This is a genomic window from Flavobacterium cyclinae (genome assembly GCF_021172145.1).
GTDB lineage: Bacteria > Bacteroidota > Bacteroidia > Flavobacteriales > Flavobacteriaceae > Flavobacterium > Flavobacterium cyclinae.
On the sequence record NZ_CP089095.1, the window covers coordinates 1838152 to 1855769 of the forward strand.

Annotated in this window: 15 protein-coding genes; 11 read left to right on the forward strand and 4 right to left on the reverse strand. The window is 31.5% G+C overall.

Annotation, left to right across the window (positions count from 1 at the left end; genetic code table 11):
* The first annotated feature begins 1 nt into the window (after position 1).
* The 11 genes from LOS86_RS08600 to ribB all read left to right on the forward strand — a co-directional run bounded on the left by LOS86_RS08600 (position 2) and on the right by ribB (position 12836).
* The gene (locus LOS86_RS08600; RefSeq protein ID WP_231841697.1) at positions 2 to 1348 is read left to right on the forward strand and encodes a DEAD/DEAH box helicase; all 1347 of its coding nucleotides are present in this window, start codon (positions 2 to 4) and stop codon (positions 1346 to 1348) included.
* Between the two features lie 413 nt (positions 1349 to 1761).
* On the forward strand, positions 1762 to 3687 hold the full coding sequence (locus LOS86_RS08605) for a vWA domain-containing protein (RefSeq protein ID WP_231841698.1): 1926 nt from the start codon (positions 1762 to 1764) through the stop codon (positions 3685 to 3687).
* Positions 3684 to 4943 carry a dihydroorotase gene (locus LOS86_RS08610; RefSeq protein ID WP_231841699.1) on the forward strand — a complete coding sequence of 420 codons (1260 nt, stop codon included), beginning with the start codon at positions 3684 to 3686 and terminating at the stop codon, positions 4941 to 4943. The genes LOS86_RS08605 and LOS86_RS08610 overlap by 4 nt, the downstream gene beginning before the upstream one ends.
* A gap of 10 nt (positions 4944 to 4953) precedes the next feature.
* Positions 4954 to 5274 (forward strand): DUF4870 domain-containing protein, encoded by a 321-nt coding sequence (locus LOS86_RS08615; protein WP_231841700.1) that lies wholly within the window; start codon positions 4954 to 4956, stop codon positions 5272 to 5274.
* Between the two features lie 39 nt (positions 5275 to 5313).
* Positions 5314 to 5958: an alpha/beta hydrolase gene (locus tag LOS86_RS08620; protein ID WP_231841701.1), complete on the forward strand. Its 645-nt coding sequence runs from the start codon at positions 5314 to 5316 to the stop codon at positions 5956 to 5958.
* A 64-nt stretch (positions 5959 to 6022) separates the two neighbouring features.
* The gene (gene tpx / locus LOS86_RS08625) at positions 6023 to 6520 is read left to right on the forward strand and encodes a thiol peroxidase (RefSeq protein ID WP_231841702.1); all 498 of its coding nucleotides are present in this window, start codon (positions 6023 to 6025) and stop codon (positions 6518 to 6520) included.
* A gap of 121 nt (positions 6521 to 6641) precedes the next feature.
* Complete coding sequence (locus LOS86_RS08630; RefSeq protein ID WP_231841703.1) at positions 6642 to 7016, forward strand: diacylglycerol kinase; 375 nt, start codon at positions 6642 to 6644, stop codon at positions 7014 to 7016.
* A gap of 33 nt (positions 7017 to 7049) precedes the next feature.
* Positions 7050 to 9575: a DNA translocase FtsK gene (locus LOS86_RS08635; RefSeq protein WP_231841704.1), complete on the forward strand. Its 2526-nt coding sequence runs from the start codon at positions 7050 to 7052 to the stop codon at positions 9573 to 9575.
* 7 nt (positions 9576 to 9582) lie between these two features.
* Positions 9583 to 10227: an outer membrane lipoprotein periplasmic chaperone LolA1 gene (lolA1, locus tag LOS86_RS08640; protein WP_231841705.1), complete on the forward strand. Its 645-nt coding sequence runs from the start codon at positions 9583 to 9585 to the stop codon at positions 10225 to 10227.
* A gap of 10 nt (positions 10228 to 10237) precedes the next feature.
* On the forward strand, positions 10238 to 11698 hold the full coding sequence (locus tag LOS86_RS08645) for an LptF/LptG family permease (protein WP_231841706.1): 1461 nt from the start codon (positions 10238 to 10240) through the stop codon (positions 11696 to 11698).
* Positions 11699 to 11702: 4 nt separating this feature from the next.
* Positions 11703 to 12836 (forward strand): 3,4-dihydroxy-2-butanone-4-phosphate synthase, encoded by a 1134-nt coding sequence (ribB, locus tag LOS86_RS08650; protein WP_231841707.1) that lies wholly within the window; start codon positions 11703 to 11705, stop codon positions 12834 to 12836.
* 56 nt (positions 12837 to 12892) lie between these two features.
* Here the strand turns inward: ribB and eptA are convergent, their stop codons facing one another.
* The 4 genes from eptA to LOS86_RS08670 all read right to left on the reverse strand — a co-directional run bounded on the left by eptA (position 12893) and on the right by LOS86_RS08670 (position 17531).
* Entirely contained in the window at positions 12893 to 14425 is a 1533-nt protein-coding gene (gene eptA, locus LOS86_RS08655; protein ID WP_231841708.1) for a phosphoethanolamine--lipid A transferase EptA, read from the reverse strand.
* Positions 14406 to 15167 (reverse strand): phosphatase PAP2 family protein, encoded by a 762-nt coding sequence (locus tag LOS86_RS08660; RefSeq protein WP_231841709.1) that lies wholly within the window; start codon positions 15165 to 15167, stop codon positions 14406 to 14408. Before LOS86_RS08660 ends, eptA begins: the two co-directional genes overlap by 20 nt.
* Positions 15168 to 15389: 222 nt before the next feature.
* Positions 15390 to 16493 (reverse strand): serine hydrolase domain-containing protein, encoded by a 1104-nt coding sequence (locus tag LOS86_RS08665; protein WP_231841710.1) that lies wholly within the window; start codon positions 16491 to 16493, stop codon positions 15390 to 15392.
* 201 nt (positions 16494 to 16694) lie between these two features.
* On the reverse strand, positions 16695 to 17531 hold the full coding sequence (locus LOS86_RS08670; RefSeq protein ID WP_231841711.1) for a DUF4328 domain-containing protein: 837 nt from the start codon (positions 17529 to 17531) through the stop codon (positions 16695 to 16697).
* Positions 17532 to 17618 lie beyond the last annotated feature (87 nt).

The following is a 17618-nucleotide window of genomic DNA, read 5'->3' on the forward strand; positions in this document are numbered from 1 at the left end:
TATGAAAACTTTCTTAGAATTCGATTTACCAAAATCATTACAAAAAGCATTAGACGAATTAGGTTTTGTGCACGCTACACCTATTCAAGAAAAATCGCATTCTGTAATTCTATCAGGAAGAGACGTAATGGGAATTGCACAAACCGGAACCGGTAAAACCTTCGCCTACTTATTACCTATCCTAAAACAATGGAAATTTCAAAATAACGAATCACCAAGAGTAGTTATTTTAGTTCCCACACGTGAATTAGTAGTACAAGTAGCAGAAGAAGTTGAAAAACTAACCAAATACATGAGTGTACGAACGCTTGGTATATATGGTGGCGTTAACATAAATACACAAAGAAAAGCACTAGCAGAAGGAGTTGATATTTTAGTAGGGACGCCTGGACGTGTTATGGATTTAGCACTTGACGGTGTTTTACGTTTTGATTCGCTTCAAAAATTAGTCATTGACGAATTTGACGAAATCTTAAACTTAGGGTTCCGTGCGCAATTGACTTCAATATTAACCATGATGCGTGGTAAAAAACAAAATATCTTATTCTCGGCAACCATGACCGAAGAAGTTGATGAAATGTTAGATGAATATTTTGATTTTCCTGAAGAAGTTTCCTTAGCACCAAGCGGAACACCTTTAGAGCAAATCGAGCAAATAGTATATCAAGTTCCGAATTTCTTAACGAAATTAAATCTAATAAAACATTTAATTCACGAAACGGAAGGAATGGATCGTGTGTTGATTTTCGTGAACAACAAACGTATCGTAGAATTAGTTTCCGAAACCTTAGAAAGCGAATTTCCAGAGCAATTTGGAGTAATTCACTCTAATAAATCACAAAATTATCGTTTGAATACGATGGCTGCATTTCAGGCGGGCGAATTAAGAGGTTTGGTTACAACCGATATCATGGCACGTGGTTTGGATATTTCTGATATTACGCACGTTATCAACTTACAATTTACCGAAGAACCTGAAAAATACATGCACCGTATCGGTAGAACCGGTCGTGCTGATAAAACAGGTGTTGCTATAAGTTTGATTTCACCAAGCGAAGTAGAACCAAAAATTGAGGTAGAATTATTAATGAATACCGAAATCAAAGAACTTCCAATACCAGAAGATTTAAAAATAGAAGAACGCTATTTAGACTTCGAAAAGGAAAAGAAAAAAATGAAGTTCTTACTAAAAACCCCTAAAAGAGAGGGTGGTCAAGCATTCCATGAAAAGAAAGACAAAAACAAAAAAGTCAACCTAGGCGGTCCAGGAAAACGTACTCCAAGAAAAACAGAATCCAGAAACCGTGCTGTGGAAAGAAAACGCGCGGAGAAGAAAAAGAAGAGATAGTCTTAAGAACTCAAAATTCTACTTCCGTCACTTCGAGTGATTTTATATTTTAAAAACCCTAGTTTTTGAAATTTTAAATTGTGTCGAAAACTATAGAAACGATATAACACCACCGTCACTTCGAGTGATTTTTAAAAGGAAAAATGCTAATTTTTTCTTTTAAAAATTGTATCGAGAACTGTAGAAACGATTACTTTTCATTAGTTCTCGATACATTTTGCATTTGTAAATCTTTGGATTTACAAATGCAAAACACTCGAAGTGACGATTGTGAAATTAGATTTTTTAAACTATTTCAGTAAAAAATCCTTAAAAATTTCTCCAATCCGTGTAATCCGCGTTCCAAAAAAATGACTCCAATATCTATAGTAATCTAAATGGAATTTCGTACTTTTGACAAATTCTAATAATAAATGCAGTTCAAACATCCAGAAATTCTCTACTTCCTTTTTCTGTTGGTTATACCAATTTTGGTGCATTTATTTCAATTACGTCGTTTTAAAAAAGAATATTTTACTAACGTAAAACTGCTTAAAGAACTTCAAATTCAAACCCGAAAAAGTTCTAAAATCAAGAAATGGTTGTTGTTGGCGACACGTTTATTGTTATTAACTTGTTTGATTTTAGCTTTTGCACAGCCTTTTTTCAACGCCAAAGACACCACAAATAAAGGAAACGAACTCATCATTTTATTAGACAACTCGTTTTCGATGCAGGCCAAAGGTGCAAAAGGCGAATTACTCAAACGTAGCATTCAAGATTTATTAGAAGAATTACCCGAAAACCAACAATTCTCATTACTTACGAATTCCGAAGTGTTTTGGGACACTGATATCAAATCGATTCAAAAAGAATTGCAGAATTTGAAGTATTCTGCGATGCCGTTTCAATTTGATTATTTGATTAATCAAGTCGAAACCAAAAAGAAAAACACTAAAAAAGATTACGTTATCATTACCGATGCGATACAATCCGAAAGCAAAAAAGCCTTGGATTTAGCAGAAAATAATATCGTATATTTCATACAACCCGAAGCGCAAAACAAAACCAATATCAGCATTGATAAAGTCGTGATTTCACAAGTTTTGGATCAGTTTTACGAATTAAAAATCACGCTTCAAGCTTTTGGAGAAAACGAAAATGAAGTGCCACTTTCTGTTTTCAGTAACAATAAAGCGATTGCAAAAACCATCGCAAAATTTGAAAATCAAAAAACAGAAATTGCAATCACCATTCCAAAAAACGATTTTCACGGAAATATTAGTATCGAAGATAATAGCTTAAGCTATGACAACGATTACTATTTAAGCATTTCAAAACCAGAAAAAGCAAATGTAATCGCCATCGGAAATTCAGATAAAAACAATTTCTTAAGTCGTATTTTTACAGCTGATGAGTTTAATTTTCAAAGCACGGAATTGGCTACTTTAGATTATAATCAAATCGAAAATCAAGATGCGATTGTGTTAAATGAATTGGAAGATTTACCAGTTGCTTTAGGAACAACACTAAAATCGTTTTATGAAAAAGGGGGCAATATTGTTTTGATTCCGAATGCGAAAAATACGCCTAGTCTATTAAACGCTTTCGTTAAAAACTTCGGTGGAATGAGCTATTCCCAACTTTCAACTTCTGGAAAACAAATCACGAAAATCAACTTTAATCATCCTTTATACCAAACGGTTTTTGAGAAGAAAGTGACTAATTTTCAATATCCAAATGTGAAAGAAAGCTTCACTTTATCAGGAATTACGAACATTTTACAATACGAAGATAATTCAGTTTTCGTAGGTTCGACTACCAATCGATTGGGAACGTTTTACGCTTTTTCAGCTCCGATTAACAAACAGAATAGTAACTTCCAAAACGCACCTTTAATTGTCCCAACCTTTTACAACATGGGACAAAATCAAGGAAAAACGGGAATTAACGCTTATACAATTGGAGAAAATGAAAACCTAATTCTAGAAACGATTTTAGCAAAAGATGAAGTGGTAACAGTTCAAAAAGAAGGCTACAGCTTTATTCCAATGCAACAAATTTTGAATACCAAATGCAAACTTTCATTTGGTGATTATCCTGAAGAAGCTGGAAATTTTGAAGTTTTAAAAGGCAATAATTCACTTAAAAAAATCAGTTTTAACTATCCAAGAACGGAAAGTGACTTATCAAAACTTTCCTCTTCAACATTTGAAAAATTCAAAAAAGTTAACAATATAAATACTGTTTTAAATGACATTGCGTCTGAACGAACTAGCAATGAAGTTTGGAAATGGTTTATCATCGCAACACTACTATTTTTAATAACAGAACTACTAATCCAAAAATTTGTAAAATGACGCAAGTTATTCTAAAACAAGCCAAAATCATCGACGCTTCAAGTCCGTTTCACAACCAAGTGATGGATATTAAAATTGAAAACGGAACGATAACACAAATAGAAAAAGAAATCACAGCTACTTCGGGTTTTGAAGTTGTAAATATCCCGAATTTACACGTTTCAAAAGGTTGGATGGACAGCTCAGTTTCTTTCGGAGAACCAGGGTACGAAGACCGCGAAACTATTGAAAACGGATTAAAAGTTGCTGCTAAAAGCGGGTTTACAGCAGTAGCTTTACAACCGAATTCAAACCCAACTATCGATAATCAAGCGCAAGTGGGATTTGTTTTGGACAGAGCTAAAAACCAAGCCACAACTTTATATCCAATCGGAGCTTTAACCAAAGGTAGCGAAGGAACGGATTTAGCGGAATTATTCGACATGAAAAACGCTGGAGCCATAGCGTTTGGTGATTACAAAAAAGCGTTACAAAATGCCAATCTTCAAAAAATTGCCTTGCAATACGTACAAGATTTCGACGGTATGTTGATTGCTTTTTGTCAAGATAGTACGTTAAAAGGAGTTGGAATTGCAAATGAAGGTGTGATTAGTACAAAACTAGGTATGAAAGGAATCCCTGCTTTAGCAGAAGAATTGCAAGTAGCACGTAACTTATTTTTATTAGAATACACAGGCGGAAAATTACACATCCCAACCATTTCAACTCAAGGAAGCATCAAATTAATCAAAGAAGCTAAAGCAAAAGGATTACAAGTAACCTGTAGTGTTGCTGTTCATAATTTAGTCTTAAATGACGAAATGTTAATGGGATTTGACACCAGATACAGAGTATTACCTCCATTACGCGAAGAAGCAACCAGAAAAGCTTTAGTAGAAGCTGTTTTAGATGGAACAATTGATTGTATAACTTCTGATCACAATCCACTAGATATTGAACATAAGAAATTAGAATTTGATTTAGCGAAAGATGGAACTATTGGTTTAGAAAGTGCTTTTGGTGCTTTACTAACTATTTTACCACTTGAAGTTGTAGTTGAAAAATTAAACGCTAATAAACTGGTTTTCAATGTAGAAAATCCATCATTAGCAATTGGAAAAAAAGCTGATATTTCACTTTTCACTACTGAAGATAATTGGACATTTGGCAAAGAAAACATCTTATCCAAATCAAAAAATTCAGCTTTCTTAGGACAAAAAATGAAAGGGAAAGCGATCGGAATTTACAATAATGGACAACTGATTTTAAACTCATAAATTATTCAAAATGAACGAAATTGAACAAGGAAAACAAACCGCAATTGTAAGTTATTTAACTATAATTGGTTCCGTAATAGCTATTTTTATGAATAACGAAACTAAAAATTCTTTTGCTAGTTTTCATATTCGTCAAGCTTTAGGAATTTTCGTGACTTTTTTTCTATTAGGTTATCCAATTGGTTATTTTGATAGTTGGATGATAACGGCGTCTTATTGGACTTTTATATTTATTTTATGGTTGTTTGGTTTTATGAATGCCTTAAATGGAGAACAAAAACCTGTTCCTTTTTTAGGAGAATTGTATCAAAAATTATTTAAAAGTTTCTAAACTTTTTTAAACTTCCAAACATCAAAATCTTTATTAATAATGAATTTATACTATTTAATCCAAGAACCTAAAATTAAGCACGATAAAAATCCGTTGCTTATATTACTTCATGGTTATGGCAGTAATGAAGAAGATTTATTTTCTTTCGCTTCTGAATTACCACAAGATCATTATGTGATTTCGGTGCGTGCTCCTTATGATTTACAACCTTACGGGCATGCTTGGTATGCGATTCATTTTGATGCGGATGAAAATAAGTTTTCAGATAATGTACAAGCTAAACAGTCAGTAGAATTAATTTCAGATTTTATTGATGAAGTAGTAAAACAATATCCTATCGATACTAAAAATGTTAACTTAATTGGATTTAGTCAAGGCGCTATTTTAAGTTATGCTACTGCCCTAACCTTTCCTGATAAAATTTCAAAAGTGGTTGCATTAAGCGGATATTTTAATCAAGAAATCATGCCCGAGGTTATAGACAAAAATGCCGTTTCACATTTAAAATTCTTTGTTTCGCATGGTTCGGTTGATCAAGTAATACCGGTGGAATGGGCTAGAAAAGCCAAACCAGCTTTAGAAAACTTAGGTTTAGAAGTGGTTTATCATGAATATCCAGTAGGTCATGGTGTAGCACCACAAAACTTTTATGATTTTAAAAATTGGTTAGTAAAACAATCTTAAGTAAAGGTTAGCAAAACTTTAAGCAATTATTCCTATTTTTGTAATCCAAAAAAAAAAATTAGGTATGGCATCAATTACACTAGGAGGAAATCCTGTTCACACAAATGGCGAATTGCCAACAGTAGGTTCAAAAGCTACTGATTTCAAATTAGTTAAAACCGATTTAGGAACTGCTTCATTGGCTGATTTTGCAGGTTCAAAAGTAGTATTAAACATTTTTCCAAGTGTAGATACTGGGACTTGTGCTGCATCGGTTAGAAAATTCAATGAAAAAGCAAGTACTTTAGCAAATACGAAAGTGTTATGCATTTCTAGAGATTTACCTTTTGCTCAAAAACGTTTTTGTGGTGCTGAAGGATTAGAAAATGTAATCAACCTTTCTGATTTTAAAGACGGAAGTTTCGGTAAAAACTATGGTTTAGAAATTACAAACGGACCTTTAGCTGGTTTACATTCGCGTGTGGTAATCGTTTTAGACGAAAACGGAACTATTTTACATACTGAACAAGTAAACGAAATCGCTGACGAGCCTAATTACGAAGCCGCTTTAGCAGTATTATAATAAAACAAAAGTCATTTTGAATTCGTTTCAGTTTTAAAAATTGATTCTGAAACGAGTTCTGAATGGCAAATTCATTTTGATTTGATTACACTTGAGAATCAAAAAAATAAATAGCATTTAAATGAAATTCGAAAAAGACGAAACCCTTTTTACAGGCCGATTAAAAAGTATTGGATTTGCACTTAAAGGTGCAATTAAATTAATTACAACAGAGCATAGCGTTATGGTACAATCTTCATTAGCTGTACTTATGACAATTGCTGGTTTTTATTTTGGCATCAACCGTTTTGAATGGATGATGCAAATCTTAGTTTTTGGTTTAGTGCTTGGAATAGAAGGCCTCAATACAGCTGTTGAAAAAATAGCTGATTTTGTTCATCCTGATTTTCATGAGCGCATCGGTTTTATCAAAGATATAGCTGCTGGAGCTGTGTTTTTTGCTGCCTTAACTGCTATTGCTATAGGCTGTATTATTTATTTTCCATATTTATTTTAAATTCGCTACTTTTGTAAAAATTGTCGCGTTTACATGGCCAAAAAAACTAGCAAAGACTCCGTTAATAATCCTACTGAAACCAAAGAAAAATTCTCTTGGCGTTTAAGTCGTCAACAGAAATTTGTTTTCGGAATTTTATTGATTTTCTTTTCCTTAGCACTTTTGCTTTCATTTATATCGTATTTCGTTACTGGAATTAACGATCAAAACATCGTAAGTGAATTAGCAAATAGAAATGCTAAAGCTGAAAATTGGTTGGGAAAGTTTGGAGCTTATTTGGCCGATTTCTTTCTATATAAAAGTTTTGGGGTTGCTTCATTTATCTTTGTTAGAGTCCTATTTTTAATTGGTGCATATTTAATTTTAGACATGTCCCTTTCGAAACTTAAAAAAAGCTTTTTTTGGGATTTTTATTTGATAATTTTCATTTCTGTCATATTTGGATTTTTCTGGGAATATATGCCTCAGTTAGGTGGAACCATTGGATTTGAAATGAATCTTTACATTCAAGATTATATTGGAAAAACAGGAACACTTTTAGTTCTGTTATTTGGAATTGTTTTGTTCTTAGTTTTTAAAATCAAGATATCACCGGAAAGTTTTACAAAAGTTTTTGAAAAACCACAAGAAGAATTGAATGAAGATTTAGCAACATCAGCAGTGGCTATTTCAGAAACTGAAAACAATTCAGAACCAACAACTGAAGAGGAAGACCAAACCGTTTTACCAGTTTCTCCTACTTCTAAATCTAAAGACGATTTTATCTTGACTGAAGATGAGGAGGAAATGGGGAATTTTGAATTAAAAACATATCCATCTTCATTTGAAGTTAATAAAGAAGCTTTAAAACCTACAATTGCTTCGGCATCTGAACTTACTTTAGATCCAAAACCAAAAGTTGAAACTACCGAAGCACATAATTTCTCTATCGAAGATAAAAGCATTCCACAAGAAGAATTCGTAAACGAAGATGCTTTTGTAATTGAAAAAGTAGCGGAAGAAGAAGTTGTTGAAGAAAACTTAGCTGCTAAATTGGTACAAGATTTTGGACTATTTGACCCAACATTAGAACTTTCGAATTACCAGTTCCCTCCTATCGATTTATTAAAAGAGTATTCTTCAGGTGGAATTACCATCAATCAAGCCGAATTAGAAGAAAACAAAAATAAAATTGTTGATACATTAAAAAATTACAGTATCGGAATTTCACAAATTAAAGCTACGGTTGGTCCTACTGTTACACTTTATGAAATTGTACCTGATGCGGGAATTCGTATCTCCAAAATTAAAAACTTAGAAGACGATATTGCATTGTCTTTAGCGGCATTAGGAATTCGTATCATCGCGCCAATCCCAGGTAAAGGAACAATTGGTATTGAAGTACCAAATAACAATCCAACCATGGTTTCGATGAAGAGTGTAATTGCTTCACCGAAATTCCAAACAGCCGAAATGGAATTACCAATCGCTTTAGGAAAAACCATTTCCAATGAAACTTTTGTAGTAGATTTGGCGAAAATGCCTCACTTATTAATGGCGGGTGCAACTGGTCAAGGAAAATCTGTTGGATTGAATGCGGTGTTAACTTCATTGCTTTATAAAAAACATCCGGCTGAAGTAAAATTCGTTTTGGTGGACCCTAAGAAAGTAGAGTTAACTTTATTCAATAAAATTGAACGTCATTATTTAGCAAAACTTCCCGATGGTGGTGATGCTATTATTACGGATAACACTAAAGTAATCAATACCTTAAACTCGTTATGTATTGAAATGGACAATCGCTATTCTTTATTAAAAGATGCCATGGTTCGAAATATTAAAGAATACAACGAGAAATTCAAAAACCGTAAACTAAATCCAGAAAATGGTCACCGCTTTTTACCTTATATTGTATTAGTAGTCGACGAGTTTGCCGATTTAATCATGACAGCGGGTAAAGAAGTAGAAACACCAATCGCTCGTTTAGCTCAGTTAGCCCGTGCTATTGGAATTCACTTGATTATTGCCACTCAACGTCCATCTGTTAATGTAATTACAGGTATCATTAAAGCTAATTTCCCTGCTCGAATTGCGTTTCGTGTAACTTCAAAGATTGATTCAAGAACCATTTTAGATAGTCAAGGTGCTGATCAATTAATAGGAAGAGGTGATTTATTATATACTCAAGGAAACGATATCACTCGTGTTCAATGTGCATTTGTTGATACACCAGAAGTTGATAAAATTTGTGATTTCATTGGATCTCAAAAAGCCTATCCTGAAGCCTATTTACTGCCAGAATATATTGGAGAAGAAAGTGGCATAAAACTTGATATTGATATATCAGAAAGAGATTCTTTGTTTAGAGAAGCTGCAGAAGTTATAGTAACAGCCCAACAAGGAAGTGCCTCTTTAATACAACGTAAACTGAAATTAGGGTACAATAGAGCCGGCCGTTTAATTGACCAACTAGAAGCCGCTGGAATTGTAGGTCCGTTTGAAGGTAGTAAAGCCCGTTCCGTTTTAATACCTGATTTAGTAGCATTGGAACACTTTTTTAATAATGAACAAAACAAATAAATTTAAAATGACACGTTTTTTACAAATTGCAATTGCTCTTTTCATTGGTTTTTCCATACAAGCTCAAGATGCCAAAAAAGCTAAAGAATTACTAGATGAAGTTTCAGCAAAAGTAAAATCGTACAATAATATTGTAATCGACTTCAAATATTCATTACACAATCCAAAAGAAAATATCAACCAAGAAAGTAAAGGAAATGTTATGCTTCAAGGCAATTTATACAACCTTAATTTCATGGGAGTTACTAAAATTTTTGATGGTAAAAAAGTGTATACTATTGTTCCAGAAGATGAAGAAATTACCATTGCAAACTTTGATGAAAAAGATGACAATGCTATTTCTCCTAACAAAATGCTAACCTTTTTTAATTCGGGTTATAAATATTCATGGGATATTCTTCAAAATGTAAAAGGAAGAAAAATTCAATATGTAAAATTAACCCCTTTTAGTAGTAAAGATCAAAGAAAAGAAATTTTGGTTGGAATCGATGTGCAAACCAAACACATTTACACCATTATTGAAGTGGGTAAAAACGGGACAAAAACTACATTAACTGTTAATTCTTTTAAAACAAATCAGCCATTATCAAAAAATCATTTTACCTTTACCAAATCAAAATATCCTAATTATTACATCAATAAATTAGACTAATTACGAATAGGTGAAAATCTTAGATAAATACATCATTAAATCTTTCATGATTACATTTACTACGGTATTTGTAATCTTGTTTTTTATATTCGTTTTACAAGGTATTTGGCTTTTTATTGCCGAATTAGCGGGTAAAGACTTAGACTTTTTAACGATAGTGAAATTTCTAACTTTTTATGCGCCTACAATTGTACCTATGGTGTTACCTTTATCGGTACTTTTAGCCTCAATCATGACTTTTGGTAGTTTTGCCGAAAACTATGAATTTGCAGCCATGAAATCCTCTGGTATTTCATTACAGCGCGCTATGAAAATGCTAACTATCACTATTGGAATTTTAGCATTTGTATCTTTCTTTTTTGCTAATAATGTAATTCCAGATGCACAATTTCGTTTTATCAACCTTAGAAAAAACATTGTGCAACAAAAACCAGCGATGGCAATTACCGAAGGACAATTTAATATGATTGGAACTTCAAATATAAAAGTAGATAAGAAATCGGGGGATAATGGTGAAATTTTAGAAGGAGTTACCATGCATGTTAAAAATAACAACATGGGATTAGGTGCCAATACTATTATTAAAGCTAAAAGCGGATTACTCACAAGTGAAGATGATTCTAACTATTTACAATTAGAATTATATGATGGACACTATTATGAAGACATTCATCCTAAAAATTATGAAGATCGTAAAAAAGTTCCGTTTGCCAAAAGTAGTTTTAAGAAGTATGTTATTAATATCGATTTAACTAAATTAAATCAGGCAGAAATAGACGATGGTAATATTACATCTGAAAAAATGTTAACAGTTCCTGAATTGAAATACACTATAGATTCATTACAAAAAAGTTATTCAAAAGATGTTGTTTCCTATGCTGAGAATTTAGCTTCACGAAATGACAATATATTTAGAAGAAGAATCAATACAAATACTACTGTACAAAATAAATCCAATAAAAAAGCTCCAGAAGATGTTGTATCGATATTTAGTCAAACCGAACTTAAACAAATATTAGAAACAGCTAAAAGTGTTGTAACTAGTAACGAATTTTCTGTTCACAGCAATAAGCAAGATTTAGAGACAAAATCTAAAAATATTAGCAACCATTGGATGGCAATACATGAAAAATTTGTGATTGCATTTTCTTGTTTATTGATGTTTTTTATTGGAGCACCACTTGGAGCAATTATTAGAAAAGGAGGATTAGGTCTTCCAATTGTTTTTGCGATGTTAATTTTCATTTCGTTCCATTTTATCAATACTTTTGGTAGAAAACTAGCGCAAGAAGATACCATTCCACCATTTTTAGGAGCTTGGATGTCATCGTTTATCATGACACCTTTTGCAATAATTCTTACCTATAGAGCTACAAATGATATTGGATTAATGATCAATTTTGATTGGTTAACTGAGCCTTTTAAAAATCTTATAAATAAAATAAATAAATCTAACGACGACAACAACTAATACCATGTCAAACAACATACAACTCAACACTATTGAAGAAGCTATTGAAGACATCCGTCAAGGAAAAGTAATCATAGTTGTAGATGACGAAGACCGTGAAAATGAAGGTGATTTTTTAGCCGCTGCCGAAAAAGTAACTCCCGAAATGATTAATTTCATGGCTACTCACGGTAGAGGTTTAATTTGTGCTCCTTTGACTGAATCTCGTTGTAAAGAACTTGATTTACATGCAATGGTTCGTAATAATACTGATCACATGGAAACTGCATTCACTGTTTCAGTAGACTTAAAGGGAAATGGCGTTTCAACAGGTATCTCTGCTTCTGATAGGGCTAAAACCATTCAAGCATTAATAGATCCTGAAACAAAACCTTATGATTTAGCCCGCCCTGGACATATTTTTCCTCTTATTGCAAAACAAGGTGGGGTTTTAAGAAGAACAGGTCATACTGAGGCTGCTATAGACTTTGCACGTTTAGCCGGATTTAAACCTGCTGGTGTTATCGTTGAAATCATGAATGAAGATGGTACTATGGCACGCTTACCTCAATTAGTTGAAGTAGCGAAAAAGTTTGATTTAAAACTGGTTTCTATTGAAGCTTTAGTTGCTTATCGTATGCAACACGACAGTTTAATACAAAAGAAAGAAGATTTTGATATTCAAACTCGTTTTGGAACTTTTAGAATGCGTGCTTATTTACAAACCACAAACAAACAAGTTCATATTGCTTTAACTAAAGGGACTTGGAATTCTGGTGAACCTGTATTAACTCGTATTAATACCACACAAGTAAATAATGATATTTTAGGTACCCTTACAGATACGACAGATAAAAAACTGGATGATATTTTTAGAAAAATAAATGAAGTAGAAAAAGGTGCTATTATCTTTATCAATCAAGAAGTGAAATCTTTAGAATTACTTGATCGTATTGCCGAATTAAAGATATTACAATCACAAGGAGAAATGCGAGCTCCTCAAATCAAAATGGATACAAAAGATTTTGGTATTGGTGCTCAAATTCTTCATGATTTAGACATTTCAAAAATTCAATTGTTATCTAACAGCTCTGCTCCTACCAAACGTGTTGGGATGATAGGATACGGTTTAGAAATTACCGATTACGTAAATTACTAAATAAAAAAAGCTCCAAAATTTATATATTTTGGGGCTTTTTATTATTACAACTTTACTTATTCCTGAAAAATATTCATTTCCTCATTATAAATAGGACTTTCGATATTTAAAAAATTCAATACACTATGGAATACGTGGTATTGAGATAAATTATTTAATGACTTCACTTTTTTGTTACTGGAATCAGAAATCCAAACAATAAAAGGAATTTCATATTGTTCTTTAGGTGCAATACTCATTGGAATACCATGCATATATAAGTTTTTTTCACCTAGAGATTCTCCATGATCAGATACAAAAAGCATAGTGCTTTTAAACGAATTAAGTCCTTTTAATTCTTCAATAGTCTTGTGTAAAATATAATCGGTGTAAACAATGGTATTGTCATATGCATTTATAAGTTCAGCTTGAGAGCAATTCGATAATTCTACACTTTCACAAACAGGCTTAAATTGTTCAAATTGTGGAGGATATTTTTTATTATAACTTGGTCCATGACTTGTACTTGTATGCAAAACAATTAAAATTTTATTCTTTTTACTTGCCAAAATTTGATCTTTTAAACCGTGTAAAAGAACCTCATCATAATTACAGTAATCTTCTTTACAATTGGTATGAAGATAAGCTCTATCTTGATAGTTTTTAATGTGAACAGGTGGTTCTCCCCAGTTTGAAGTTCGCCAAATTACCTCTACATCATTACGGTATAAATAATTTGGTAATATCTCATATAAATCATCTGTTTCTTTGTGATCTAAAATACTCTTTACTCCAGCTGTTGTATATGTGGCACTAGAAGTAGCATTAAAGTGGAATAAATTCTGAGTTTTTGACAACATCGGATTCGTATTTTTAGAATATCCGTATAACGAAAAATTTTGTCTCCTAGCCGATTCACCTATGACTAAAATCACTACAGCTTTTTCATTATCCTTAATTTTTGCATCTGGTAGTAAAATTTCTTTTTCATTTTTTTTATGTTGGTGAATATAAAAAAGGGATGTATTTACTACATACGACCAAGGCATAGCTAAACCTCCTAATCTTTTTGAATTTTTATCAATCCAAAGCCAATTACTTGCATTAACAAAAACTAGAACAAGCGCAAACAATAATGTAAGAGATGATAATATCGAGAAACGTTTAAAAGAAACACGTTCAATTTTACTTTTTATAATAAAATAACTAGGTATAACCCCTAAAAAAATAAGATATAATATCATCTTATATGAAAAATAGCTACTTGACTCTTCATAATTGGTATTCAACACATTACCTATCATACTTTCATCTACTATTATTCCATAAGTAGTTACAAAATAAACCGCAATAGCATTCATTAAAAAGAACAATACCAATAAAATCTTTCCAACACGTTGCGATAAAAACAAGAATAAAAAAAACACGAATGCGTTTAATACAATCATGAGTATTACTAAACTCGTGATTACAAAAACTCCGCTAATGGACTTATAATTGATGTTTTCAAATACGAAATTAAAAAAAGGAATATGAAAAAATAAGAAGTTAAGACTACTGATTATTAAAACAAAAGGTAGAATCTTGAAGTTATTTTTTAATGTAAACATAAATGAATTTATAAAGAGCTACAAATAAACTAATTAATGCTAAATAAAACACTATAATTTTCTCATTATATAATTTTATCGAAATTGAAACACAACAAGCTGCTATAGCAATAATAAATACTGGAGCAAATTTCTTTAAACAAATCCAGTTCCAAATTTTATATCTTCTACTAATAAAAATTCCAAGCAATGCCGATATAAAACCAACAATACTTCCAATTAGTACATCAAGTGGGAAATGAGCACCTACCGCTACTCTAGACAATCCAATAAGATATCCCAAAGACAACATAAGAAAAATCCAACCTAATTTATAACCGATTTTCTTTGGCATAAAGGCAAACATAACGATTATTAAAATGGTAAAGATTGTTATTGTATGTCCTGATGGCAAACTACTAAAACCATGCAATGTACGACCGATAATTGTAAAGCTATCTTGATCTAAAATTTCTGCAGGCCTTGGAACCATAAATAAATCTTTCAAAGATTTACATAAGATAGCAGAAACCAAAAGTCCAGAAATTAATGATTCCCACACTTTAGGTGCGTAAATTACCAATAGAATAATAAACGAAAGAAATATAGACGCATCTCCTAATTGGGTAAAATTAAATGCTGTTTTAGAATACTGACCAAAATATTGATTCAATGCATAAAACCAATCCTTTTGAATATTCACATACCCTTGAACACTGAAAGCATCATTTACCAAAAGAAATAGAACGATAGATAGTATCATTATTAGGGGAATAAAAAATAACCTAGGTCTAATTTTGTTCAAATTAGTAATTACAACTTCGTTCATTTTAAGAATTTATTAACAAAAATAAATAAATATCTTAAAATTTTGATATTTAAATTTGAGAATTAAGAATAAATTAAGTTTCCAGTTAAAATTTTAAAAAGGAACATAATTCTATTAAAGTCAATAAGATTTTAAAAACGGAAATTACCTTCAATATTAATAATATTTAGCTAGAGAAGTAAAAATACTCCACCAATCTGCATTTCCATTTTTCTTACCTAATCTTACAATAATTAGGTCTTTAGTAGGATGAACATAAATATATTGACCTAAAATTCCTTGAGCCATAAAATCCTCGTTTGGTGTTGGTAACCACCATTGGTATTGGTAATAACTTACGCTTCCTTCAGTTGTATCTTTTTGGGTAGATTGTGTAATCCATTTTTCTGATACAATTTGTTTACCATTCCATTTTCCTTTGTTTTTATAAAGTTTCCCTAATTTAGCATAGTCTCTAGCTCTTGCATTAATACAACAAAATGTTTTTTCTAATCCATTATTTTTTCTATCAATACTCCAAGAAGCATCAAACTCCATTCCTAAAGGTGTCCATAATTTCTCTTGTAAATAAGAAGTAACAGTTGTTCCTTTTAGTGAACGCTCTAAAATCAAACCTAAAAGTTGTGAATCACCACTACTGTACTCAAACTTTTTACCTGGTTCAGATTGCATTTTCATTTTACTTATTAACTTTCTAAGATTTAATCCATAATAAAAAGAAGCGGCATCACCAAAAGGATTAAAATAACTCTCATTAAATTTTATTCCTGAAGTCATCTGTAAAAGATGTTTTATTTTTACTTTTTCAAAACCTTTGTTATTTAATTCGGGGAGATACTTAATGATTGGTTCATCAACAGAATCAATCAACCCATCATCAATGGCACATCCAATTAAGATCGACACGACTGATTTTGCCATTGAAAACGAAGGAACAATACTAGTTTCTTCATAACCTTTAAAATACTTTTCATATTGAATTGTATCATTTTTTATGATTAAAAAAGCAACTGTTTTATTATCTTCAAGATATTGGTCAAACGGTATAGCATTAAGAGTTTTTGGAAATTTACCAGTTGTAGCAACTGAAAAAGTATCTGATTGTGTTGGGGCAATAAGTGGACGAGATTTAAATTTTTTATGATCCTTAATATCCGCAAAATTATAAAATACAAATCGGCCTAACTGACAAGATAATAATAAATGACTAACAAGAATAATTCCCAATAATCTAAATCCAAAACGAAATGAGTTTTTCATATTAAATGATAAAAATTGAAATTGTGTTTTCAAACCAACTTTATATGAAAATAAAGTAGCTTCATTTCTCAAATGTACAACTAACCTTACTTTTAGACAAATAATAGGTAATAAAAAACCTTGGGGGAGAATTTTGAGATACCATAAAGTATAAAAAAAGCCAATACAAAGATTGGCTTATAATTTTTATGTAAAAAAATCTTATTCAGTGACAGTAGAACGAGCTTCAATTTGTTCTAATTCAGTTTCTTTTTGAGCATAATTCTTAATAACGAAATATGCCAAAATAGCTAACGGAATTCCTAAAATTGAATTTACCATTTCTCCTGTAGTTAAATTAATATAATTCTCAACCGTTTCCTCTTTAAAAGCCATTTTAAAAACATAATTTCCTAAATAATTAGAAATAATCCAAAGCGTCCACCAAAAACCAATTACAATACCATTCGTGGGAATTACATTTCCAGTTGCTTTGCCAATTAATTTACTTGTTTTACTGTCCAATTCATTCATTATTTGTACTGGTCTAAATAATGAAATTATTGGAACAAACCAACCTCCAGCAGCCCAACCATCACTATGAGCACAAGTCCCTGTTCGAACTTGTAAATTATAATAGGCTCTTCTAAACCATTGAATAAAAAATACAGCACTAATTATCATTGCAATCAAATAAATAATTCCGATAATCTGCTCTCTAAGATCATTTGTTGTTAACACTTCTTCAGGCACATAAAAACCTTCATTTAAATCATTTAATAAACCCAATTGTAAATAAGAAGAATACCCAGAAATAACATCTAAAACCATAACAATCATAATCATTATCATTGCATTTTTAGCTCGTTGAGCATTTGGTCTGATTGCTATTTTTTGTTGGGCTTTATCTGTAATTACTGAAGTATCATTCATATAATGGGTACAAGTTTCATCTGGTTCCAATCGATGGCCTCTAATATTACAAATTGCTTCTGGTTCAAAATCCCCTTTTTTACGATTCAAACATGTTTGACAAACTAAAATTTGTGCTTCAGTCATAAGATAATATTTACACTAATTATTAAACAATTTGCCAAACATAATAAAATAATAGAAATATTTAGATTTTGAGATCCAAAAAATTAA